The organism is Streptomyces griseomycini (assembly GCF_014203535.1).
GTDB classification, from domain to species: Bacteria; Actinomycetota; Actinomycetes; order Streptomycetales; family Streptomycetaceae; genus Streptomyces; species Streptomyces griseomycini.
Genome location: NZ_JACHJI010000008.1, coordinates 1 through 22,510 on the forward strand (window position 1 = coordinate 1; position 22,510 = coordinate 22,510).

Annotated in this window: 16 protein-coding genes; 7 read left to right on the forward strand and 9 right to left on the reverse strand. The window is 71.6% G+C overall.

The annotated features are described in order from the left end of the window. Positions 1-418: 418 nt before the first annotated feature. Both FHS37_RS22495 and ptsP read left to right on the forward strand, forming a co-directional pair. Entirely contained in the window at positions 419-868 is a 450-nt protein-coding gene (locus FHS37_RS22495) for a PTS sugar transporter subunit IIA (protein WP_184824134.1), read from the forward strand. Between the two features lie 77 nt (positions 869-945). Then, positions 946-2,616, forward strand: coding sequence for a phosphoenolpyruvate--protein phosphotransferase (ptsP, locus tag FHS37_RS22500; RefSeq protein ID WP_184824136.1), 1,671 nt, complete (start codon positions 946-948; stop codon positions 2,614-2,616). A gap of 78 nt (positions 2,617-2,694) precedes the next feature. On the opposite strand, the gene FHS37_RS22505 is transcribed toward ptsP, so the two are convergent. Next, positions 2,695-3,585 carry a DUF8829 domain-containing protein gene (locus FHS37_RS22505; RefSeq protein WP_184824138.1) on the reverse strand — a complete coding sequence of 297 codons (891 nt, stop codon included), beginning with the start codon at positions 3,583-3,585 and terminating at the stop codon, positions 2,695-2,697. 83 nt (positions 3,586-3,668) lie between these two features. Further along, positions 3,669-5,636, reverse strand: a complete 1,968-nt coding sequence (locus FHS37_RS22510; RefSeq protein ID WP_184824140.1) for an acetoacetate--CoA ligase — start codon at positions 5,634-5,636, stop codon at positions 3,669-3,671. A gap of 212 nt (positions 5,637-5,848) precedes the next feature. Between FHS37_RS22510 and FHS37_RS22515 the strand changes: the two genes are divergently transcribed. Next, a complete protein-coding gene (locus tag FHS37_RS22515; RefSeq protein ID WP_184824142.1) occupies positions 5,849-8,227 on the forward strand; it encodes a glycoside hydrolase family 31 protein in 2,379 nt (792 codons plus the stop codon). Here FHS37_RS22515 and FHS37_RS22520 read toward each other — a convergent pair. Both FHS37_RS22520 and FHS37_RS22525 read right to left on the reverse strand, forming a co-directional pair. Continuing rightward, the gene (locus FHS37_RS22520) at positions 8,218-8,754 is read right to left on the reverse strand and encodes an NUDIX domain-containing protein (RefSeq protein ID WP_184824144.1); all 537 of its coding nucleotides are present in this window, start codon (positions 8,752-8,754) and stop codon (positions 8,218-8,220) included. The two genes, FHS37_RS22515 and FHS37_RS22520, sit on opposite strands and share 10 nt — an antisense overlap. A gap of 46 nt (positions 8,755-8,800) precedes the next feature. Further along, complete coding sequence (locus FHS37_RS22525) at positions 8,801-9,610, reverse strand: M15 family metallopeptidase (protein ID WP_184824146.1); 810 nt, start codon at positions 9,608-9,610, stop codon at positions 8,801-8,803. Between the two features lie 454 nt (positions 9,611-10,064). Between FHS37_RS22525 and FHS37_RS22530 the strand changes: the two genes are divergently transcribed. Continuing rightward, on the forward strand, positions 10,065-10,790 hold the full coding sequence (locus FHS37_RS22530; RefSeq protein ID WP_184824148.1) for an MIP/aquaporin family protein: 726 nt from the start codon (positions 10,065-10,067) through the stop codon (positions 10,788-10,790). A gap of 34 nt (positions 10,791-10,824) precedes the next feature. Continuing rightward, positions 10,825-12,336: a glycerol kinase GlpK gene (gene glpK, locus FHS37_RS22535; RefSeq protein WP_184824150.1), complete on the forward strand. Its 1,512-nt coding sequence runs from the start codon at positions 10,825-10,827 to the stop codon at positions 12,334-12,336. 104 nt (positions 12,337-12,440) lie between these two features. Here the strand turns inward: glpK and FHS37_RS22540 are convergent, their stop codons facing one another. The 5 genes from FHS37_RS22540 to FHS37_RS22560 are packed head-to-tail and all read right to left on the reverse strand — an operon-like array spanning position 12,441 to position 20,585. Further along, positions 12,441-13,046, reverse strand: a complete 606-nt coding sequence (locus FHS37_RS22540; protein ID WP_184824152.1) for a GTP-binding protein — start codon at positions 13,044-13,046, stop codon at positions 12,441-12,443. Beyond that, complete coding sequence (locus FHS37_RS22545; protein WP_184824154.1) at positions 13,027-16,710, reverse strand: hydantoinase B/oxoprolinase family protein; 3,684 nt, start codon at positions 16,708-16,710, stop codon at positions 13,027-13,029. The genes FHS37_RS22540 and FHS37_RS22545 overlap by 20 nt, the downstream gene beginning before the upstream one ends. 24 nt (positions 16,711-16,734) lie before the next feature. Further along, positions 16,735-17,130, reverse strand: coding sequence for a DUF742 domain-containing protein (locus tag FHS37_RS22550; RefSeq protein WP_184824156.1), 396 nt, complete (start codon positions 17,128-17,130; stop codon positions 16,735-16,737). Positions 17,131-17,139: 9 nt separating this feature from the next. Continuing rightward, entirely contained in the window at positions 17,140-17,574 is a 435-nt protein-coding gene (locus FHS37_RS22555) for a roadblock/LC7 domain-containing protein (protein ID WP_184824158.1), read from the reverse strand. Continuing rightward, positions 17,571-20,585, reverse strand: coding sequence for a nitrate- and nitrite sensing domain-containing protein (locus FHS37_RS22560; RefSeq protein WP_184824160.1), 3,015 nt, complete (start codon positions 20,583-20,585; stop codon positions 17,571-17,573). Before FHS37_RS22560 ends, FHS37_RS22555 begins: the two co-directional genes overlap by 4 nt. A gap of 417 nt (positions 20,586-21,002) precedes the next feature. Here FHS37_RS22560 and FHS37_RS22565 point away from each other — a divergent pair, with 417 nt between their 5' ends. Together FHS37_RS22565 and FHS37_RS22570 are read left to right on the forward strand one after the other, a co-directional pair. Then, entirely contained in the window at positions 21,003-21,470 is a 468-nt protein-coding gene (locus FHS37_RS22565) for a hypothetical protein (protein WP_184824161.1), read from the forward strand. A gap of 207 nt (positions 21,471-21,677) precedes the next feature. Then, a complete protein-coding gene (locus FHS37_RS22570) occupies positions 21,678-22,508 on the forward strand; it encodes an IclR family transcriptional regulator (protein WP_184824163.1) in 831 nt (276 codons plus the stop codon). The last annotated feature ends 2 nt before the right edge of the window (positions 22,509-22,510 follow it).

Below are 22,510 nucleotides of genomic sequence, written 5' to 3' on the forward strand. Positions count from 1 at the left end.
GTTGACTTTTGGCACGCTGTTGAGTTCTCAAGGAACGGACGCTTCCTTCGTACTCACCCTCTCGGGCTTTCCTCCGGGCGCTTCCCTTCGGTGTTCTCAACTCTACCAGTGTTTTTCCGTCCCCCTGACCACCGTCCTGCAGACATGCAGGAGGAGATCCAAAGTTAGGATCTGAACGAGTTGAGTTGCTGCCGGGGCGGGGGCGCTCACCGCGCCGCTCGGTCCCCCAAGCAGGAGTACGACTCTACACGGGGTCGCGGACCGTACGCAAATCCATTAGGCTAGGTGGTCTAGACCTCTGATCTGGACCTGTCGCCCGGAACCGGTACGTCATATGACATACGCTGCTCAACAGTGCGCCGTCCGGCACGGAACAGTGACGACGCCCCTGTAGATCTCCACCCCTGGGAGGCTTCCCATGACCACCGTGACGTCCCCGCTTGCAGGACGGGCCATCGGACTGGCGTCCGTGCCCGACCCGGTCTTCTCCGGGGCCATGGTCGGCCCGGGTACAGCGATCGACCCCGTACGGGAGCCCTCCGAGGCCGTCTCCCCCGTGGATGGCGTCATCGTCTCTCTGCACCCGCACGCGTTCGTCGTCGTCGACGAGAGCGGGCACGGTGTGCTCACCCACCTCGGTATCGACACCGTGCAGCTCAACGGTGAAGGTTTCGAGCTGCTCGTCAACAAGGGCGACACCGTCACGCGCGGTCAGGGCATCGTGCGCTGGGACCCGGCTGCCGTCGAGGCCGCCGGGAAGTCCCCGGTGTGCCCGGTCGTGGCTCTCGAGGCCACGGCGGACGCTCTTTCCGAGCTTCGTGACGACGGCGATGTGAAGGTCGGCGACAGTCTCTTCCTCTGGAAGTGACACCGGTGCCGTCCTGGACGGCGAGTAGGACGACCAACGCGGCAGCGGGAGCCGCCGCACTATCGGAGACGGGTGAGATGGAGACAATGCTGCGAGGCGTCGGTGTGAGCCACGGTGTGGCGATCGGCGAGGTTCGACACATGGGGACGGCGGTGCTCGAGCCGCCGGCCAAGCAGATCCCGGCGGAGGAGGCGGAGCGCGAACAGGGGCGCGCCCGCAAGGCCGTGGAAGCCGTGGCCGCCGATCTGATGGCACGCGGCAATCTGGCGGGCGGCGAGGCCCAGGCGGTGCTCGAGGCTCAGGCCATGATGGCCCAGGACCCCGAGCTGATGACGGACGTGGAGCGGCGTATCGCCGTCGGCAGCACCGCTGAACGTGCCGTGTACGACGCGTTCGCCGCGTACCGCGAGCTGCTGGCGGGTGCCGGGGAGTATCTGGCGGGCCGTGTGGCCGACCTCGACGACGTGCGGAACCGCATCGTCGCGCGGCTGCTCGGGGTGCCGATGCCGGGTGTGCCGGACAGCGACGAGCCGTACGTTCTCGTGGCCCGGGATCTCGCTCCTGCGGACACGGCGCTGCTGGACCCGACTCTGGTGCTCGGTTTCGTGACCGAGGAGGGCGGGCCCACCAGCCACAGCGCGATCCTGGCGCGTGCGCTGGGTGTTCCTGCCGTGGTCGCCCTGCCGGGTGCCGGCGAACTCGTCGAGGGCACCGTGATAGCGGTCGACGGCAGCACCGGCGAGATCTTCGTGAACCCGAGCGAGGAAAAGAAGTCTCAGCTCGAGGCGGCGGCGGCCGAGCGCAGGGCGGCGCTGGCGGCGTCGACCGGCCCCGGCGCGACCGCCGACGGCCACAAGGTGCCGTTGCTGGCGAACATAGGCGGCCCGGCGGATGTGGCTGCCGCCGTCGAGGCGGGTGCGGAGGGCGTGGGTCTCTTCCGTACGGAGTTCCTCTTCCTGGACGACAACGAGAACGCTCCTTCCGAGGAGAAGCAGGTCACGGCGTACCGTCAGGTGCTCGAGGCGTTCCCCGAGGGCCGTGTGGTGGTGCGTGTGCTGGACGCGGGGGCGGACAAGCCGCTGGACTTCCTCACCCCGGCCGACGAGCCGAACCCGGCGCTGGGCGTGCGTGGTCTGCGCACGCTGCTCGACCACCCCGAGGTGCTCCGCACCCAGCTGACGGCACTGGCGAAGGCCGCGGAGGGACTGCCCGTCCACCTCGAGGTCATGGCCCCGATGGTCGCGGACCGGGCCGATGCCCGGGCTTTCGCGGACGCGTGCCGTGCGGCGGGGTTGCGGGCGAAGTTCGGTGCGATGGTCGAGATCCCTTCGGCCGCGCTGCGGGCGCGCTCGATCCTGCAGGAGGTGGAGTTCCTGTCGCTGGGTACCAACGACCTCGCGCAGTACACCTTCGCCGCCGACCGCCAGGTGGGCGCGGTCTCCCGGCTGCAGGATCCCTGGCAGCCCGCGCTGCTCGACCTGGTGGCGCTGTCCGCGGAAGCGGCGAAGGCCGAGGGAAAGAGCTGCGGTGTCTGCGGTGAGGCCGCGTCGGACCCGTTGCTCGCCTGTGTGCTGACCGGTCTGGGAGTCACCTCTCTCTCCATGGGTGCGGCGTCCATTCCTTATGTGCGGGCGGCGCTGGCGAAGTTCACGCTGGCGCAGTGTGAGCGGGCCGCCGCGGCGGCCCGGGCGGCGGACAGCGCCGAGGAGGCCCGCGACGCCGCGCAGGCGGTGCTCTCGGGCGAGTAGCCGGACAGGGCCGGTAGGTCGCCGGTTCTCCGGAGGGGCGCCCACCCGCGGTGGGGCGCCCCTCTTCGGCTCCGCGGTTCAGTGGGGGTGGGCCGGGCCCGGACCCTCTTCCCCGAGGTCGGGCGGCTCGCAGTAGTCGACGTCGGACTCCGGCGGGATGAGGTCTCCGGTTTCGGCGTCGGTGCAGTAGGCGTCGAAGACCTCTCCGGCGGTGAGGGGTTCGAGGCCGTAGGCGCGCAGGCGCCAGCCGTGGACACGGTCGCGGGTGCCGGGGGCGCTGATCCGCATGACCAGTCCGCCGGGGTTCTCGGTGGCGAGACCGACGGCCAGGACGGTGGTGAACTCGAGGGCTTCGGTCTCGTCCAGGTCCATGCGGCCGGCGATGTCGTCGGCGTGCAGGACCGCGATGAGGGTCTCGGGCGGTCCGGAGACGCTGCACACGAGGTGCCGGTCCCCGGGCGGAGCCGTGTCGAGGATGCGGGCGAGGAGATGGGAGGCGCGGGCGAAGGCGGCGCGGCCCAGGTCCTCGCCGCACGAGGCGCAGGGACCGAGGCGGGCGAGCAGCGCGGCCGCGTACTCCCAGGTCGCTTGGCGAACGGCCTCGTCGACGAGGGCGGGCAGCAGGTCGGCCAGGGGCTGGCCCTCGTAGAGGACCGTGGGTCCGGTGGCCGCGATCTCGGCCGTGAACCGTGTGCGGCTGGTCCGGTTGTCGGGGTCGATCCCCGTCTTCCTGCAGAACTCGGTGTACTCGTCGGGGTCGAAGAGGGCCAGGGTGGTGTGGCTTCCCTGCAGTGCGCGTGTCCTGAGGAGGGCCTCCACGTGTTCGAGGTAGGTGGCGTGGTCGTCGAAGGCGAAGCTCCGGTAGCGCCGCATGGCCCGGAAGTCGTGCTCGTCGGTCAGCAGGCCGATGGTGCCTGCGATTTCGCGGCGCAGTACGCGTCGCAGGGTTCGGTGGTCGGTGTGCCCCATGTGTCCCCCTCCGCACGGTCGATCAATGCTCACTCACAGTAACCGGCGGCACTGACAACGGCGTGCGGAGAGGGCTGTGACGGTCAGGCGCGCTTGCGGGCCAGGTCCTCGTAGAAGGTGAGCAGGTCGAGGTCGTCGATGGATCCCGGGTTGACCGCCTTCTCCAGGGGGGTGCCCTGGAGGAGCCTCTTGACCGGTACCTCGATGCGCTTTCCGGTGAGGGTGTGGGGGATGCCGGGCGCCTCGATGATCTCGTCGGGGACGTGGCGGGGCGACAGTTGCTCGCGGATGGTCTGCTTGATGCGGGCCAGCAGGTCGTCGTCGAGGACGGCTCCCGGTGCCAGGTGCACGAACAGGGGCATCCAGTAGCCGCCGTCGGGCTGTTCGATGCCGATGACGAGGGACTCCTTGATCTCCGGGAGTCGTTCGACGGCCTCGTAGATGTCGGCCGACCCCATGCGGACCCCCTGGCGGTTGAGCGTGGAGTCGGAGCGGCCGTGGATGACGACGGAGCCGCGGGAGGTGATCGTGATCCAGTCGCCGTGCCGCCATACGCCGGGATAGGTGTCGAAGTAGCTGTCGTGGTAGCGGCTGCCGTCGGGGTCGTTCCAGAAGTGGATGGGCATGGACGGCATGGGGTTGGTGACGACGAGTTCGCCGACCTCGTCGATGAGGGGGTTGCCGTTCGGGTCCCAGGACTGCAGGTCGGTGCCCAGGCCGGGTGCCTGCAGCTCGCCCACGTGGACGGGGAGGGTCGGTACGGCTCCGGCGAAGCAGGAGCACACGTCCGTGCCGCCGCTGACGGAGGCGATCCACAGGTCGTCGCGGACCTCGTCGTGCAGCCAGCGGAAGCCGTCGGGGGGCAGGGGGGATCCGGTGGTGGCGACGCACTGCACCGCCGAGAGGTCGAAGTCGCGCGCGGGGTGCACGCCGGCCTTGCGGCAGGCCATGACGTAGGCGGCGGAGGTGCCGTAGAGGGTGGCGCCGGTCCGTTCGGCGATCCGCCACTGGGCGCCCGTGTCCGGGTAGCCGGGGCTGCCGTCGTACAGGACGATCGTCGTTCCGGTCAGCAGGCCGGAGACGAGGAAGTTCCACATCATCCAGCCGGTCGAGGTGTACCAGAAGAAGCGGTCCTCCGGGCCCAGGTCGCAGTGCAGGCCGAGCTGCTTGAGGTGCTCGACGAGGATGCCGCCCTGGGACTGGACGATCGCCTTGGGCAGTCCGGTGGTACCGGAGGAGTAGAGCACCCACAGCGGGTGGTCGAAGGGCACCTGCTCGAAGACCGGTTCCGTGTCCGCGGAGGTGAGGGCCGCCCAGTCCAGTGCGCCCTCGGGGGCGTCGGTGCCGAGCAGGGGGACGTGCACGACGGCGCGCAGGGTGGGCAGTTCGCGGCGCAGTTCGGCGACGACGTCGCGGCGGTCGTGCTCCTTGCCGCCGTAGCGGTAACCGTCGACGGTGAACAGGACGACCGGTTCGACCTGCTGGAAGCGGTCGAGGACGCTGCGGGCGCCGAAATCGGGCGCGCAGGAGGTCCACACGCCGCCCACGGCCGCGGTGGCGAGGAGGGCGACGACGGCCTGCGGGATGTTCGGGAGGTAGCCGCTGACTCGGTCTCCGGGACGCACTCCCAGAGAGCGCAGCTCGGCCGCGAGGGAGCCGACCTGGCGGCGCAGCTCGGTCCAGGTGACGGGGCGCGGGTCATGGATCTCGTCGACGTGCAGGAGGGCCGGTTCGTCCGCGCGGGACGCGGCCGCGCGCAGCGCGTGCTCGGCGTAGTTCAGGGTCGCGCCGGGGAACCACTGGGCGCCCGGCATCGAGCGGTCGCCCAGCACGCGCGCGCAGGGGGTCGAGAAACGGACGTCGAACCACTCCGTGACCGCTTTCCAGAAGGTGTCCAGCTCGTCCACGGACCAGCGGTGCAGCGCCGCGTAGCCCCCTTCGGCGGGGGCGCCGTGGTGCTCGGCGGCCCACGCCTGGAACTGGGTGATCCGTGCCTGGGCGATACGTTCCGGATCCGGCTGCCAGAGCGGCTGGGGGTTCACGGTCGACATGGGGCGGCTCCCGGACTGTGCGCGTCGTGTGCGTCTCCGCGCACGTGCTGGGGTGTGCGCGTGACGCGGCTGACAGGGACGATGCCATGTGATCGACTCCTGCACCAGGGTGTCCCCCACATAGTCCCTGTCGTGAAGATGTGGTCCGATCACGGATGAACGGCAGTTGAACGACACGCACGGGGGGTGCGGTCGGTGGCAGGGTGAGCAGCATGGACGGTCGTGACCTGGTGCGTTCGGTGAAGTCGGTCGGTTCGATGGGGACGGCTCAGGGGTTGCGTACCGTACGGGCAGCGTGGCGCAGGCGGCGGGCCGACGCCACCGGGCTGCCGCCACGGGGGCCGGAGCGGGCACGGGTGCCCGGGACCGTGCGGGAGGTGGAGCCGGGACCCGGTGGCGGCACCGTCCGGTTCGGCCGCTCGGAGCTGCGGATCTTCGTCACGGTGAACGGGGCCGTCTTCTGGGGCTGGGACGGGACGGCTCCCGAGCCGTCCTACGCGCTGGCCGGCCGCTGTCCCGACCCGGATCCGCGGGCGGCGCTGGAGCCGGACAAGGACGGCGGCTGGCGGGTGGTGGCCGAGCGGGTGACCGTCGTCGTCTCACGGCACGGCGCGGTGGAGGTGCTCACCCCCGGGGGTGTGACGCTGCGGCGTGACCTGCCGCCGCGGTGGTGGGAGCCGGTGGGCGGTGGCACGGCGCGCTGGATGCAGCGGTCGGAGGTGTCTGCGGACGCCCGCTTCTTCGGGCTCGGGGGGCGTGCGGCGGGTCCCCGGCTGCGGGACGGCACGTACCGGCTGTGGAACACCGCCCCCGGTCGGCCCTTCGGGCCCGGCGACGATCCGCTGGGCATCACGATGCCGGTGCAGTTGGTGGTGGCCGACGCGGGCACGCATCTGGTCTTCCACGACAACTCGTGGGACGGCACCGTGACACTGCGGGAGGGGGAGGAGGGCGCCGGTTCCGGGCACGACCGGGCCGGGACGAGTGAGCTGCGGATGGACGGCGGCCCGCTGCGCTGCTGGGCGATGGTCGGTACTCCCGCGCGCGTGCTGCTCACCTGGGCGTCCCTCACCGGTGCGCCCGCGCTTCCGCCCGCGTGGGCGCTCGGCCACCACCTCGTGCGAGGGGGGTCCGGCGGCGAGGAGGAGGTGCGGAGGACCGTCACGGGTTACCAGGAGCACGGGCTGCCGGTCGACGCCGTGCACCTCGGCATCGACCGCTTCGACGGCCATCAGGTGTTCACCGTCGACCACGAGCGGTTTCCCGAGCCGACGGTCCTCGCCGACGAGCTGCGGCGCGACGGGATCCGGCTGGTGTCGGCCGTCGGTCCGGCGGTCGGGGCCGTGCCCGGCAGCACCGTGTACGACGAGGGGACGGCGCGGGACGCGTTCGTGCGGGACTCCTCCGGGGAGGTCGTGCGGGGAGTCGCGCGGCTCGGTGACGCGGTCTTTCCGGATTTCACGCACGCGCGCGTGCGTGAGTGGTGGGGCGGGCTGTACGCGGAGAGCCTGGCGCAGGGGTTCGCCGGTTTCTGGCACGACTCGAACGAGCCGACGTCGCTCGCGGCCTTCGGGGAGGCGACGCTCCCGCGCTCGGCCCGTCACGCTCTGGACGGACGGGCCGGTGACCATCGCGAGGCGCACAACGTGTACGCGCTGTGCATGGCCCGGGCCGCGTTCGAGGGAGTGCGGGACCTGGCACCCGGCGAGCGGCCGTTCGTGTTCTCGCGCTCCGGGTGGGCCGGTATGCAGCGTTACGGCGGGACGTGGCCGGGTGACGTGGCGGCGGGGTGGACCGGGTTGCGTGTGTGGCTGGCGCTGGTCCTGGGGCTGGGACTGTGCGGTGTTCCCTGCTCGGGGCCGGACGTCGGCGGCTTCGGCGGGGAGTCGTCGCCCGAGCTGTATCTGCGCCGGCTCCAACTGGGCGCCTACTTGCCGCTGCTTCGCACGCGCACCGGTCTGCGTACGGGGCCCGGGGAGCCGTGCGAGTTCGGCGCCGAGGTCCTGGAGCACGCGCGCGCTGCGCTCGTCGAACGCCGGCGGCTGCTGCCGTACTTCATGACGCTGGCGCACCTGGCCCGGCGCACCGGAGCACCCTACGTGCGGCCGCTGTGGTGGTCGGCTCCCGAGGAGCGCGCACTGCGCGACTGCGAGGACGCCTTCCTGCTGGGTGACTGCCTGCTGGTGGCGCCGGTACTCGATCCGGGCACGGACCGGCGGGCCGTCCGTCTGCCTGGGGGACGCTGGTACGACACGGCGACGGAACGGGCGTACGAGGGGCCGGCCCAGGTGCTGGTCGAGGCGCCCCTGGAGCGGATTCCGGTGTTCGCGCGCGCGGGTGCGGTTCTTCCCGTGCGGGGAGAGGACGGCGGGCCGGAGCTGGAGGTGTGGGCACCCGCACGGGGCCGGACCGGGGGCGGGCTGGTCGTACCGGACGCCGGCGACGGGTGGGAGGAGCCGGAGATCGAGCGTTACACCGTCCGCTGGGCGGGTCCGCGGCTCGTCGTCGAGCGGGAGGGTGAGGACGGCGCCGGCGCGCCGGCCCGTCCGGTGCGTGTCCGCGGGGCCGGGCCGGGCCGGGGTCAGATGTAGCGGCCCTCGAACCAGGCCCGCACGGCCAGGGTGTGCAGGGGGAAGGCGAGTTCCTCCGGGCGGCGCAGGAGGTGCCAGCCCTCCGTCTCGTCGGTGGCGGCGGAGGACGGCAGGCCCTCGGCGGGACGTTCCGGGAGGAGCCCGAACAGCAGCAGGTGCCCGTCGGGCGAGCTCATCGCGTCGGCGAGCCGCACGTCGTGGCTCGCCGCGTCGATGCCGGTCTCCTCCCTGAGCTCGCGGACGACTGCCCGGCGCCAGTCCTCACGGTCGTCGATGTAACCGCCGGGCAGAGCCGTGCCCCCGCGCGCCGGAGGGACGGCTCGGGTGATGACGACCAGGGCGGTGCCGTTCGTGTCGTACACGGGCTGGAGGGCCACCGCGACCGGCAGCGGGTTGCGGTAGGCCACGGTGCCGCAGGCCGGGCAGGTGCGGGGCCAGCCGGAAACGCCCTCTCCGAAGGGTGTGCCGCAGCTCGAACAGTGGGAGCCCGGCACGGAGCCGGGGACAGCGGTCTGGTTATCGGACACGCGCGGACTGTATCCGATCGCGGAGAGGGCGTCCCGGGGAGGTCGCTCAGTGGTGGCCGGTGAGCGACCTGCGGGACACCGGGAAATCGAAGTAGGTGTCCGGGTGGGGTTCGGGCGTGAAGGTGTAGTGCCACCACTCCTCGGCGAGGTTCACGAATCCGAGGCTTTCCAGGGTGTCCTTGAGCAGCAGCCGGTTGGCGCGTTGTTCGCCCTGGACGCGGGGGTCGAGGGTGTGGCTGAGGGTGTCGAAGCAGTCGTAACCGGTGCCCATGTCGACGGAGTTGTCGGGGAACCGCTCGTCCTCGGGGGCGAAGCAGGGTGCCAGGGGCTGTCCGGGGTGGTACGGCCGGGTCGGTCGTGCGGGGAGCTTCACCAGGGTGAGGTCCACCGTCGAGCCGCGGCTGTGTCCGGACTTCTCCGCGATGTAGCCGTCGGCGAACAGCCGGCTCTTGTCGACGTTCGGGTAGAACTCGGCCTTCATCGCCTGGTCGTCGAGGTCCTTGGCCCAGCGCACGAAGTGGTCCACGGCGCGCTGTGGGCGGTAGCAGTCGTACACCTTGAGGGAGTAGCCCTGGCGCAGCAGCTTCCGCTGGGCCGTGTGCAGGGCCCGGGCGGCGGGACGGGTGAGGATGCACAGGGGCTGCCGGTAGCCGTCGATGGGCTCACCCACGAAGTTGTGCGGGGTGAAGTACCGCATCTCCTGGAGGATCGTCGGGTCCACACTGCTCAGCGCCACGAAGTCCTTCGGCGCCTTGGGCTCGGTCTTCGCCCGGGCGGGGGCGGAGGCGGCGGTCGTGGTCAGCAGGGTGGCGACCGCGATGACCAGGCCGCGTACCGCGGTGGAGAGTCGTGTCATGTCTCCTGCATTTATCAGGAGTGGCTCCGCCGGGGAAGCGTCCCGTCCCTCTCCGGCTCCTCACGGCACGGCTCCTGCCACTCCGTCACCCCTTTGTGCCGGGAAGGGCCGTGAGGGGTGTGCGCACGCCTGTGCCGCCACGGAAGACGGTCCTCCGGCCGTATGGCCGACAACCGTTCCGGTCGGCGACCTTGACGCTCCTCGAGTGCCGGTGAACACTTCCGGTGTCAGCCGACATCGCTGCACATCTCGGTGTATTCCGGCACGCCGCCGCTGGGGTCCTCCCGCGACACGGCCCACTCCCCCACCGGCGATTCGGCTGCGACGGCACGCTCGTCACGGATGCCGGGCGGGGCGCGGTGTCTCCCTGCCTCCGGCTGAAGTCGCCGTGGGAAACGCACCCTGCACGTGAGGCCCGGGGCGGACCGTCCCGGACCGGGGCCTAGGAGCCGCCATGAGCAACGGAGACATTTTCGTCGGGGAGATCATCGGCACCGCGATCCTGATCCTGTTCGGCGCCGGTGTGGTCGCGGCCGTGGTGTTGAACTACTCGAAGGCGAAGGACGCCGGCTGGGTGGTCATCGCGTTGGGCTGGGGTTTCGGCGTGATGGCCGGGGCGTACACCGCGGCCCCGCTGTCCGGCGGGCACCTCAACCCGGCGGTCACCCTCGGGATCGCCATCGACACCGGGGAGTGGGACAAGGTCCACATCTACGTCGCCGGGCAGCTGGTCGGCGCGATGCTCGGCGCCCTTCTGTGCTGGCTGGTCTACTACGCGCAGTTCCGGGCCAACGCCGAGGAGGACATCGCCCAGCCGACGCTCGGCATCTTCTCCACGGCCCCGGCGATCCGCAATCCCGTCGCGAACCTCGTCACCGAGGTCATCGCGACCATGGGCCTGGTGCTGCCGATCCTGGCCTTCGGCCTCACGAAGGGGCTCGGCGAATCGGGCACCGCGATCCTCATCGTCTCCTTCCTGGTGGTCGGCATCGGCCTGTCGCTCGGCGGTCCCACGGGATACGCCATCAACCCCGCACGCGACCTGGGGCCGCGCATCGTGCACGCACTGCTGCCGATCCCCAACAAGGGGACCTCCGACTGGAGCTACGCGTGGGTTCCCGTCGTGGGGCCGCTCATCGGCGCGGCGCTGTCCGGGCTCGTCTTCAACGCAGCCTTCTGAACGAACCTCCGCACGAACCGACGAAGGGGACGTCATGACGGACAAGTTCGTCGCCGCGATCGATCAGGGCACCACGTCCAGCCGTTGCATCGTCTTCGACCGGGGCGGCGCGATCGTCGCCGTCGACCAGCGCGAGCACCGCCAGATCTTCCCGAAGCCCGGCTGGGTGGAGCACGACGCCACCGAGATCTGGTCCAAGGTGCAGGCCGTGGTCGCCGGCGCGATCGCCAAGGCCGGCCTGCGCGCCGACCAGCTCAGCGCCCTCGGCATCACCAACCAGCGCGAGACGACGGTCCTGTGGGACCGCGCCACGGGCAAGCCCGTGCACAACGCGATCGTGTGGCAGGACACGCGGACCGCCGCGCTGTGCGACCAGCTGGGCGGCACGGACGGGCAGGACCGTTTCCGCGAGCAGACCGGACTGCCGCTGGCCAGCTACTTCTCCGGTCCCAAGGCGGCCTGGCTGCTGGACAACGTGCCGGGGCTCCGGGCGCGCGCGGAGAACGGCGAGATCGCGTTCGGCACCATCGACTCCTGGCTGATCTGGAACCTCACCGGCGGTACCGACGGGGGCCGGCACGTCACCGACGTGACCAACGCCGGGCGGACGATGCTGATGAACCTGGAGACGCTCCAGTGGGACGCGTCCATCCTGTCCGCGATGAACGTGCCCGAGGCGGTCCTGCCGGAGATCAGGTCCTCCGCCGAGGTGTACGGCACCGCCGTGGGCCAGCTCTCGGGCGTACCGGTGGCCTCGGCGCTGGGCGACCAGCAGGCGGCCGTGTTCGGGCAGGCCTGCTACGGCGTGGGGACGGCGAAGAACACCTACGGCACGGGCAGCTTCCTGCTGCTCAACACCGGCAGTCGGCCGGTGCCGTCGAAGAGCGGGCTGCTGACGACGATGGGCTACAAGATCGGCGACGAGGCGCCCGTCTACTGCCTGGAGGGGTCGATCGCCGTCACGGGCGCGCTGGTGCAGTGGTTCCGCGACCAGCTCGGCATCATCGGCAGCGCGGACGAGATCGAGCCGCTGGCGGCGAGCGTGGACGACAACGGCGGGGCGTACGTCGTGCCCGCGTTCTCCGGGCTGTTCGCGCCGTACTGGCGTTCCGACGCGCGCGGTGTGGTCACGGGGCTCACCCGGTACGTGACGAAGGCTCACCTCGCGCGCGCGGTGCTCGAGGCGACGAGCTGGCAGACGCGCGAGGTCGTGGACGCCATGTACCAGGACTCGGGGGTCCGGATCACCACCCTGAAGGTCGACGGCGGCATGACGAGGAACAACCTGCTCATGCAGCACCAGGCGGACGTGCTCGGTGTTCCGGTGATCCGGCCCAGGGTCTCCGAGACCACCTGCCTGGGCGCCGCCTACGCGGCCGGTCTCGCCACGGGCGTGTGGAACGGCCTCGACGAGCTCAAGTCCCACTGGCAGAAGGACGCCGAGTGGACGCCGGGCATGGAGGCGTCGGTGCGGGACCGTGAGTACCGCAACTGGCGCAAGGCGGTGGAGAAGAGCTTCGGCTGGGCGGAGGACGGCGACGGCTGACCACGCGCGCGTGGAGCGTCGTTCCCCGGCCCGCGGCCCGTACTCCGGTCGGCGGGAGTACGGGCCGCGCCCGGAGCGGCGGGATCCGGGCCGTGCCCGTGGTCTCAGATGGTGACCGTCCGGCGGCGCTGCGCGGCCTGCGTCATGGCGTGCTGGACGACACCGACGAGGACATCCTTGACCGACTCGCGCTCCCGGGCGTCGCACATCAGCAGCGGTACGTGGTCGTCGAGATCGAGCGCCTGGCGGACGTCGTCGACCGGGTACCGGGCGGCGCCCTCGAAGCAGTTGACGCCGACGAGGAACGGTATGGAGCGCCGCTCGAAGTAGTCGATGGCCGCGAAGCAGTCCTCCAGGCGCCGGGTGTCGGCGAGGACGACCGCACCGAGGGCGCCCTCGGAGAGCTCGTCCCACATGAACCAGAACCGCTCCTGACCGGGCGTGCCGAAGAGGTACAGCACCAGGTCCTCGCGCAGCGTGATGCGGCCGAAGTCCATGGCCACGGTGGTGGTGCTCTTGGCCTCCACACCGCTGGTGTCGTCGACCGGGCGCCCCGCCTCGGTGAGCAGTTCCTCGGTGCGCAGCGGCCTGATCTCGCTGACCGCGCCGACGAGCGTGGTCTTGCCCACGCCGAAGCCGCCGGCCACCAGGATCTTGAGCGTGACGGGCTCGACCGGGGGCTTGCCGCGCTCAGAGCGCCCGAAGATCATCGATCTCTTCTCCTGCTCGATGGGGGTCGGGCGGCGGGCCGTATCCTCCGCCGCCGGGGGTTTCGATGACGAGTACGTCGCCGGGGCCGACGTCCGCCGAGTCGCTCCCGGCGAGTCGGGTGACCGAGCCGTCCGCCCGCTCGACCCGGTTGGCGCCCGGTGCGCCGGGCTCACCGCCGGCCATGCCGTACGGGGGGACCCTGCGGTGCTGGGACAGGGTGGAGACGGTCATGGGTTCCAGGAAGCGGATGCGGCGCACGGCTCCGTCCCCGCCGCGCCACCGTCCGGCGCCGCCGCTGCCGCGGCGCACCGCGAACTCCTCGAGGCGGACGGGCAGCCGCCACTCCAGGACCTCGGGGTCGGTGAGGCGCGAGTTGGTCATGTGTGTCTGTACGACGGACGCACCGGGGAAGCCGTCCCCCGCGCCCGAGCCGGAGGCGACGGTCTCGTAGTACTGGTGGCGCGCGTTGCCGAAGGTGACGTTGTTCATCGTGCCGGAACCCTCGGCCTGGACGCCGAGCGCCGCGTAGAGGGCACCGGTGATGGCCTGGGAGGTCTCCACGTTTCCGGCGACGACGGCGGCCGGCGGCTCGGGCGCCAGCATGGAACCGGGCGGCACGATGATCCTCAGCGGGCGCAGACAGCCGTCGTTGAGCGGGATGTCGTCGGCGACCAGCGTGCGGAAGACGTACAGGACGGCCGCGTTGACGACCGAGAAGGGGGCGTTGAAGTTGGTGGGAAGCTGGGCGGACGTGCCGGTGAAGTCGATGGTCGCGCAGCGGCTCGCGCGGTCCACCCGCACCCGCACGCGGATGACGGCGCCCGAGTCGGTCTCGTAGGCGTACTCGCCGTCGTCGAGGGCGTCGATGACGCGGCGCACCGCTTCCTCGGCGTTGTCCTGGACGTGCTTCATGTACGCCTGGACGACGTCGAGGCCGAAGTCCTCGATCATGCGGCCGACCTCGTCGACGCCCTTGCGGTTGGCGGCGATCTGGGCCCGCAGGTCGGCGAGGTTGGTCGCGGGGTTGCGGGACGGATGGGGCGCCCCGGTCAGGAGCCGGAGGGTCTCCTCCTCGCGGAAGCGGCCGTTCTCGGTGAGCAGCCAGTTGTCGAAGAGGACGCCTTCCTCGTCGATGGTGCGGCTCTCGGCCGGCATGGAACCCGGGGCGATGCCGCCGATCTCGGCGTGGTGGCCGCGGGAGGCCACGTAGAAGAGGACCCTGCGGTCACTCTCCGTGTCGTCGCCGGGTCCGGTGTCGAAGACCGGGGTGATCACGGTGACGTCGGGCAGGTGGGTGCCGCCGTGGTACGGGTCGTTGACGGCGTAGGTGTCGCCGGGGCGCATGGCCGCGCCGCGCCGTCGGACGACCTCCTTGACGCCGGTGCCCATCGATCCCAGGTGGACGGGGATGTGCGGGGCGTTGGCCACCAGGTTTCCGTCCGGGTCGAAGAGGGCGCAGGAGAAGTCCAGGCGTTCCTTGATGTTGACGGACTGGGCGGTGGACTCGAGGCGGGCGCCCATCTGCTCGGCGATGGACATGAAGAGGTTGTTGAAGACCTCGAGCAGGACGGGGTCGACTTCCGTGTCGAGATCGGAACTCTGCGTGACCGCGACGCGTTCCATGACCAGATGCCCGTCGTGGGTCGCCGCGGCCCGCCAGCCGTCGTCGACGACGGTGGTCGCGCCGGCCTCGGTGATGATCGCCGGGCCGGTGACGGTTTCGCCGGGGGGAAGGTCCTCGCGGCGGTGGAGGGGTACGTCGCGCCAGGCGCCGCCGGTGTGGAGGCGGACGGTCCGCGGGGCGGCGGTGCTGCTTCCGGAGGGGCGCTCGCGGGGGGCGAGAGCGGAGAGATCGGGGGGTTCGGTGATGCCGGTGGCTTCGACGGAGAGGGATTCGACGACGATCGGCCGGTCGAGCGTGAAGGAGTACGTGGCGCGATGACGTTCTTCGAAGACCCGGCGCATCGTGTCGGGCTCGGTCAGTTCGACGGTGAGGGTGGTGTCGGTTCCGTCGTAGCGGAGCTGGGCGCGGCGGATGACCTCGATCCGCTCCTCGGGGACGTCCTCGGCGAGGAGTTCGGCGCGGGCCGCCGCCTCCAGGTCGTCGGCGGCCCTGCGGACGGCGGGCATCGCGGCGGGCTGCAGGGGCGCCTCGACGGAGCGCTCCCGCATGGCCGTGGTGTCGGCCAGGCCGATGCCGAGTGCGGAGAGGACGCCCGCCATGGGCGGGACGAGGACGGTGCGGATGCCGAGGGAGTCGGCGACCATGCACGCGTGCTGTCCGCCCGCGCCCCCGAAGGTGGTGAGGGCGTAGCGGGTGATGTCGTGGCCCTTTTGCACGGAGATCCGCTTCACCGCGCCCGCGATGTTGGCGACGGCGATCTGCAGGTAACCCTCGGCGACCTGCTCCGGGGTGCGGTCGTCGCCCGTCTGCTCGCGGATGTCCCGGGCGAGGGCGGTGAAGCGGTCGCGGACGAGCGCGGCGTCGAGGGACTGGTCGCCGTCCGGGCCGAACACCGCGGGGAAATGGGCGGGTTGGACACGGCCGAGCATGACGTTGGCATCGGTGACGGCGAGTGGTCCGCCGCGCCGGTAACAGGCGGGACCCGGATCCGCGCCCGCCGAGTCCGGCCCCACCCGGTAGCGGGAGCCGTCGAAGTGGAGGACCGAGCCGCCGCCGGCGGCCACGGTGTGGATGTCCAGCATGGGTGCACGCAGCCGGACGCCGGCGATCTGCGTGGTGAAGACGCGTTCGTACTCGCCCGCGAAGTGCGAGACGTCGGTGGAGGTGCCGCCCATGTCGAAGCCGATGACGCGGTCGAAGCCGGCGAGCTGCGAGAGGCGCGCCATGCCGACGATGCCGCCGGCCGGTCCGGACAGGATCGCGTCCTTGCCGCGGAACTGCCCGGCCTCGGCGAGACCGCCGTTGGACTGCATGAACATCAGCCGCACGCCTTCGAGTTCATCGGCGACGTGCCGTACGTAGCGGCGCAGCACGGGCGAGAGGTAGGCGTCGACGACGGCGGTGTCGCCGCGCGGGACGAGCTTCATCAGCGGGCTGACCTCGCTGGACAGCGAGATCTGCGGGAACCCGATACGGGCGGCGAGTTCCCCGATCGCCTGCTCGTGGTCGGGGTGGAGATGGCTGTGCACGCAGACCACGGCGACGGCCCGGATCCCGGCGTCGTACGCCTGCCGCAGCGGCTCGGTGAGGGCGCCCAGGTCCGGGGGGCGCAGGACGGTGCCGTCGGCGGCGATGCGCTCGTCCACCTCGACGACCCGTTCGTACAGCAGGTCGGGCAGTTCGATGCGGCGGGCGAAGATGCGGGGGCGGTTCTGGTAGGCGATGCGCAGGGCGTCACGGAAGCCGCGGGTGATGACCAGCAGGGTGCGCTCGCCCTTGCGCTCGAGGAGGGCGTTGGTGGCGACCGTGGTGCCCATGCGTACGGCATCGACGGGATCGTCGGATCCGGCCAGCAGCGCGCGGACGCCCGCGACGGCCGCGTCGGCGACGGGTGCCCCCGTGTCCGGGCGAGGCCCGGGGTGCCGGAGGGCCGGGGTGTCCGACAGCAGTTTGTGCGTGAGCAGCCGGCCGTCCGGGCGCCGCGCGACGATGTCGGTGAAGGTGCCGCCCCGGTCGATCCAGAATTGCCAGCCTGCCACGTCAGTACCCCGCTTCCGCGCCGGTCACAGCGCCCGGAGGCCGTTGATCACATCGCGCAGAATACTCTCGTCCGGCAGTTCGGCCGGGGGTACGGGCCGGTTCACATGGACGAATTCGGTGTCGACGAGGTCCCCGACCAGGACCCTGACCACCCCGACCGGCAGGTCGAGTTCGGCGGCGAGTTCGACGACCGTCTGCGGGGCGTCACGGCACAGTTCGACGATCTCCACGTGCTCCGGGGAGAGCGTCGGGTCCGTCTCCGGATCGTCGGCGTGGGGCTCCGTGACGACCACCGCGATCAGATCGAGGCGGTGCTGGGCCGCACTGGTGGTGCGGCCCCGCGTCATGGCGTACGGACGGACGACCGGACCGGCCTCGTCGTCGAACCAGTGGCTTCTACCCTGACCGTCAGCGCTCATGTCATCCCACTACCCGCCCGAGGGCAGATCGGTGCGCGGAGCGGCACCCAGATGCGCACCGACCCGCTTCACGAGGAGCGTCATCTCGTAGGCGACCTGTCCGACGTCCGAGTCGGCGTCCGCGAGGACGGCGAGGCAACTGCCGTCACCGGCGGCCGTGACGAACAGGAACGCCTCGTCGAGCTCGACGACGGTCTGACGGACGTCGCCCGCCTCGAAGTGGCGGCCCACTCCCTTGGCGAGGCTGTGGAACCCGGAGGCGACAGCGGCCAGGTGTTCGCTGTCCTCACGGGTCAGGTCCTTCGAGGCTCCCGTGGGCAGGCCGTCGCCGGAGAGCACGATGACCTTGCGGATGCTCGCGACACGGTCCACCAGGTCGTCGAGCAGCCAGTTCAGCTCGCCCTTGTCGGTCGCGGTGTGGCCGGTGGCCTTCGGTGCGGTCATCGACCGTCCCCCTTAGTCGTTCGTCGTGGTGCTGTGCCGCTGTCGGCGTCGTCGCCCGCGGCGTTCTCCTCGCGGCCGCGCTGCCAGCCTCGCTGGAGCGAAGCCATGCGGCTGCGTACTTCCTCGGCGTCCCGTTCGACGGGCCGGGTCCTGTCCTCGTTCCGCCGTTCGGCACTGTGTTTCAGCTGCGGAGCAAGGCTGGCCTGCCGTTTGCGCCGGGGCAGTGCCCCGGCGCCGGGGTCCGGTGCCGCGTCGCCGGATCCGGTCCGCGCCGTCGTGCCCTCGGCCGGCGTGGGGTCCTCCGGGCCGCTTGGTGCGATCGCGGGGCGGCGCGTGCGCCGGGGAAGGAGCGCAGGGGGCTCCGGCAGGTCGGCACGCGCTCGGCCGGAGGGCTCCGGGGTCTCGCTCCGTTCTCCGGCTCGGGCGTCGGTCCCGGGGCGGGCGGGGTTCGCGCCCCGCCTGCGGGCGGGGAGCGCCGGCGGTGTCTCCGCCTCCGGCGGCTCCTGCTCGCGTCCCGAGGAGAGCCGGCCGGCGCGGCGGGCGGGGAGCGGGGACGTGGGCTCCGGGCCCGTGCGGCCGGTGCTCCGGCGTCCCGCCGGGTCCTCACCGCGCTCACGGGCCGGAAGCGGTGGCGTCTCCGGGTTCGGGCGGTCCGACGAGGCGGCCGTGTCCTCGTCCGTCCGTTCCCGGCGGGTGCGACGGTCCCCGACCGGGCGTCCGTGGGAGCTGACCAGTTTGGGTGTCCCCCGGCGGGGCAGCGGGACCGGGGCGCTCGTCCGGTCGTCGGCGTCCCGGTCGCGTCCCTCACGGGTGCCGGGGGCCTGCTGATGCGGCTCGTGGCGCCGACCGGGCCGCTCGTCCTTGGCGTGGGTGAGGGAACGGCGGGGGCGGAAGAGGCCGCCGTGCCCGCTGTCCTCGTCGCCCAGCGCGCCGGGGAAGTCGTCGAGGGCGTCCAGGTCGACCGGGGCTTCCAGTTCCACCGGTCCGTCCAGCAGCGAGGCGGGCAGCCCGGGCAGCTGCGCGGGTGTCCGGGAGAGCGCGGCCTGGCGGCTCTCCTCCGGTTTCTTGTCCTTGGCCCGCTGGGGGCGGTCGAGGCGGAAGCCGACGCCGTTGGTGTCCGGCACGTCGTCCGTCAGCAGCGCGTCGGGGATGAGGACGATCGCCGTGGTGCCGCCGTACGGGGAGGGCTGGAGGGAGACCCGGATGTTCTGACGCTGGGCGAGGCGGCTCACCACGAAGAGTCCGAGCCGGTCGGTGTCGGTGAGTTCGAACTCGGGAGTCTCGGCGAGCCGGAGGTTGGCGTCCAGGAGCGCGTCGGCGGCCATGCCGAGACCGCGGTCGTGGATCTCCAGGGTGAAGCCGTTGGCCACGCGCTCGCCCAGGACCTGGACGGCGGTGTGCGGCGGCGAGAACACCGTGGCGTTCTCCAGCAGTTCGGCCACGAGGTGGGTGAGGTCGGCGACGGCCGGCCCGGTGACGGCGGTCCGCGGCAGGCGGCGGACCTCGATGCGTTCGTAGTCCTCGACCTCGGCGACGGCGGCGCGGACGACGTCCATGAGCTGGACGGGCTTGCGCCACTGCCGGGAGGGCGCGGCGCCGGAGAGGATGACGAGGCCCTCCGCGTGCCGGCGCATGCGGGTGGTCAGATGGTCCAGGCGGAACAGGTCGGCGAGTTCCTCGGTGTCCTCGGTCCTGCGCTCCATGCTGTCCAGCAGGGTGAGCTGCTTGTGGAGCAGGACCTGGCTGCGGCGGGCGAGGTTGACGAACACCTCGGAGACGCCGGCGCGCAGTTCGGCCTGTTTGACGGCGGCCTCCACGGCGGCGCGCTGGAGGGTGTTGAGGGCCTGGCCGACCTCGCCCATCTCGTTCTTGTCGTACTCCAGCCGCGGGACTTCGGTCTCGACGTCGACCTGCTCGCCGGCCGAGAGGCGGCGCATCACACTGGGCAGCCGGACGCCGGACGCCTCGTGCGCCTCGAGACGCAGCTGTCGCAGGTCCCGGATGAGGCCGCGGCCGATGCGTACGGAGAGGAAGAGGGAGAGCAGCAGGGCGACCAGTCCGAGGGTGCCGGCGATGACGGCCTGGGTGATGATGCCCATGGCCACGGGACGGACACGGTCCTGATAACGGTCGGTGGCCTGGTCGTTGAGAGTGCCGAGCTCGGCGAGCACGTGGCCGGCGGCGGTGTCCCAGCTCTTCGCGGTGATCCCGCGGGGCGGTCCGGTGCCGGAGGAGACGGCCGCCTCCTCCCCCACGCGCAACGGAGCGGACGCGGCGTTCTTCCAGAAGGTCTCGTAGCGGTCGCGCTCGGATGCGGGCAGCTGCGGCAGGCTGGCGTCGTACATCAGCGTGCGCTGGGCCACGAGGTCGGAGACCTCCCGCACTTCGGCGCGGGACAGTTCGCCGACGATCAGGGCGGATCCGAGCAGGGCGTCCTCCCGGGCGAGCAGTTCGCGGGCACGGGCCAGGTTGACGAGGGCTCGGTACTGCTTGTCCAGCTCGACGTCATCGACCACGTGCAGGTTGGCCAGCAGGACGTAGCACGGGTCGACCAGACGGTTGTAGAGATCGAGGGCCTGGGAGCGGTTGACGGTGCCGTCCTCGACGCTGCGGCGCAGGGACTCGATGCCGTCGAAGGAGTCCAGCACCGCGTTCAGCTCGCCGGAGTCCCCGTGCATGGCCTCGCGCACATCGGGGTTCGCCGCGTTCTCGCGGACCCGGTCGACGGCCTTGTCGGTGGCGGTGCGGCTGCGCCGGAGGGCGGCGAGTCCGTCGGAGGCGCGAGGGTCCGCGAGGTGGACGAGGGTCTGCCGACGCTCCTGCTGGAGGACGCGGACGGTGTCCTCGAGGGGGTAGCCGACCTCCTCCATCACCGACGACACGTCGAACAGGTGGCTCGCTTCGCGACCGGTGAGCACCGTGGTGAAGGCCCAGATCGCCGTCAGGGACACCAGCGGCACGAGAAGCAGCGCCACGATCTTCCGGCGGATGGACTTCCCGCGAAAGCGCATGGCCTCCCCCAGCTCACCCCCGACCGGCCGGGGGCACACATGTGCGTCAACAAACGGCGCGAGCCTACTACCGAGCCGCGGCCAACTCGAAGAGCCGTCCGGAGGCCGAAGTTCCGTACCGGCGGCGGAACATGAGGAGTTGTCCGGTCATTGCGGGAGATTGCCGCCTGCGATCGGAAGGGTGTTCCGCGGGCCGGCCCTCGGATCCCCTGAGACGGTTGGCCGAATTCTTTCCCCACCCGGGAATCTTCGTGACGTTCCGTTCGTCCTTCTCTGTGGGAGATGGGGGCGGAATCGGCCACAGGAGCCGTGTCCCGCATCTGGGCGGCGTAGAACAGCGCAAGCCGGGCAGTCACTGGGGAACCGGGTCTTCGGACACGAGCGAGCGGTCTGCCGGCGGTGGGGAGTGACACGTTGATGGGCACGGCGGAGCGGCGCGAGGCGCACGAAGCCGCGAGGGGCACCGGCACGTCCGGTGCCCGTGAGCAGGCGTACCACCGACCTCTGTGGGTCGAGGAGCCGGCGCGGCGGCGCCGGTTGCCGGATCCGGTGCGGACGGCGGCCGTACGGGCGGTGCTCGTCATCGCAGTGACGCTGATTCAGGCCATGGTGGCCTTCCTGTGCACGCTGGCCGGATCCTGGTTGGCGTTCCCCATGGTCATCAGCAGCGTCGTCAGCACGATCCTGGCCACGTGGGCGGCCCTGGACGTGTGGGTGACCCGTCAGGTCTGGCACCAGCGCCACGGCGTGGTGTCCGCTCCCAGCAGCACCGCACGGGCCCTGCGACGCGAGCGGCGCCGCGCCCGGCGGCAGGAGCGGTCCGCCGAGCGGGCGCAGTCGCGCATACGCCGAGGGGGCGGAGCCGGGCAGTTGTCGCACTCCTGACATCGGCGCCCGCGCTCGTTCCGACCCTCCGGTGCCGGAGAGCGCGGGCGTACGGCACCTCCCCCGGCACCCGACCATGCGGTGGCATGATGTTGCGCATGGCGCACATGTGACTGTCATGTGCGACGGAATCCGAGCGGGCGGCCGTCGCATCAGGGTCCTCCGGATGCGGTCCGCACCGGGACGACAGGTGGTGGGAGCCGAGCCATGACCGGCGCGCGCAAGCAGTCCGGACGCCGCGCGGAGCACGCGGCGGACCCGGCGAGGCGGAACGGGAAGAACGCGGCGAGCGCCGTCCAGTCGGTGGACCGTGCCGTGAGCGTGCTGGAGATGCTCGCCCGGCTCGGCGAGGCGGGCGTCACCGAGATCGCCGACGCGTTGGAGGTGCACAGGTCCACCGCCTTCCGGCTGCTCGGCGTCCTGGAGAACCGCGGTCTGGTGGCCCAGGCCAAGGACCGCGGCAAGTACTACCTGGGTGCCGGCGTGCTGCGTCTCGCCGGGGCGGCGGCCGTGCGGCTGGACATCTCGCAGGAAGGCGTCCCGGTGTGCCGGGAACTGGCCGACGAGCTGGGCGAGACGGTGAACATCGCGGTCCTGGACGACGCCGCCGCCGTCAACATCATGCAGGCCCGCGGCACGGCATCCGTCACGGCGCAGAACTGGCTCGGCAGGCGCACCCCGCTGCATGCCACCTCCAGCGGCAAGGTGTTCCTGGCGCACAGGCCACCCGCCTTGCGCGAAGACGTTCTCGCCGGCCCGCTGCACCGGTTCACGGAGCGCACGATCACCGAGGCGTCCGTTCTGCGCGGTGAGCTGGAGGCGGTCGTCCCCGAGGGGTACGCCGCAACCCTCGAGGAGCTGGAGTTGGGGCTCGCGGCCGTCGCCGCGCCGGTCCGCTCGTACGACGGCGAGGTGATCGCGGCGATCAGCGTCTCGGGGCCGGTGTACCGGCTGACCCCGGACCGCCTGCCGGAGCTGGGCAGGCGGACGGCGGCAGCGGCGGCCGAGCTGTCCCGGCGCATGGGCTACGGCTTCTGAGC

Coding starts and splice junctions, on each gene's coding strand:
- FHS37_RS22495 (WP_184824134.1), top strand. CDS start 419: ATGACCACCGTGACGTCCCCGCTTGCAGGACGGGCCATCGGACTGGCG.
- ptsP (WP_184824136.1), top strand. CDS start 946: ATGGAGACAATGCTGCGAGGCGTCGGTGTGAGCCACGGTGTGGCGATC.
- FHS37_RS22505 (WP_184824138.1), bottom strand. CDS start 3,585: ATGGGGCACACCGACCACCGAACCCTGCGACGCGTACTGCGCCGCGAA.
- FHS37_RS22510 (WP_184824140.1), bottom strand. CDS start 5,636: ATGTCGACCGTGAACCCCCAGCCGCTCTGGCAGCCGGATCCGGAACGT.
- FHS37_RS22515 (WP_184824142.1), top strand. CDS start 5,849: ATGGACGGTCGTGACCTGGTGCGTTCGGTGAAGTCGGTCGGTTCGATG.
- FHS37_RS22525 (WP_184824146.1), bottom strand. CDS start 9,610: ATGACACGACTCTCCACCGCGGTACGCGGCCTGGTCATCGCGGTCGCC.
- FHS37_RS22530 (WP_184824148.1), top strand. CDS start 10,065: ATGAGCAACGGAGACATTTTCGTCGGGGAGATCATCGGCACCGCGATC.
- glpK (WP_184824150.1), top strand. CDS start 10,825: ATGACGGACAAGTTCGTCGCCGCGATCGATCAGGGCACCACGTCCAGC.
- FHS37_RS22540 (WP_184824152.1), bottom strand. CDS start 13,046: ATGATCTTCGGGCGCTCTGAGCGCGGCAAGCCCCCGGTCGAGCCCGTC.
- FHS37_RS22550 (WP_184824156.1), bottom strand. CDS start 17,130: ATGAGCGCTGACGGTCAGGGTAGAAGCCACTGGTTCGACGACGAGGCC.
- FHS37_RS22555 (WP_184824158.1), bottom strand. CDS start 17,574: ATGACCGCACCGAAGGCCACCGGCCACACCGCGACCGACAAGGGCGAG.
- FHS37_RS22560 (WP_184824160.1), bottom strand. CDS start 20,585: ATGCGCTTTCGCGGGAAGTCCATCCGCCGGAAGATCGTGGCGCTGCTT.
- FHS37_RS22565 (WP_184824161.1), top strand. CDS start 21,003: ATGGGCACGGCGGAGCGGCGCGAGGCGCACGAAGCCGCGAGGGGCACC.
- FHS37_RS22570 (WP_184824163.1), top strand. CDS start 21,678: ATGACCGGCGCGCGCAAGCAGTCCGGACGCCGCGCGGAGCACGCGGCG.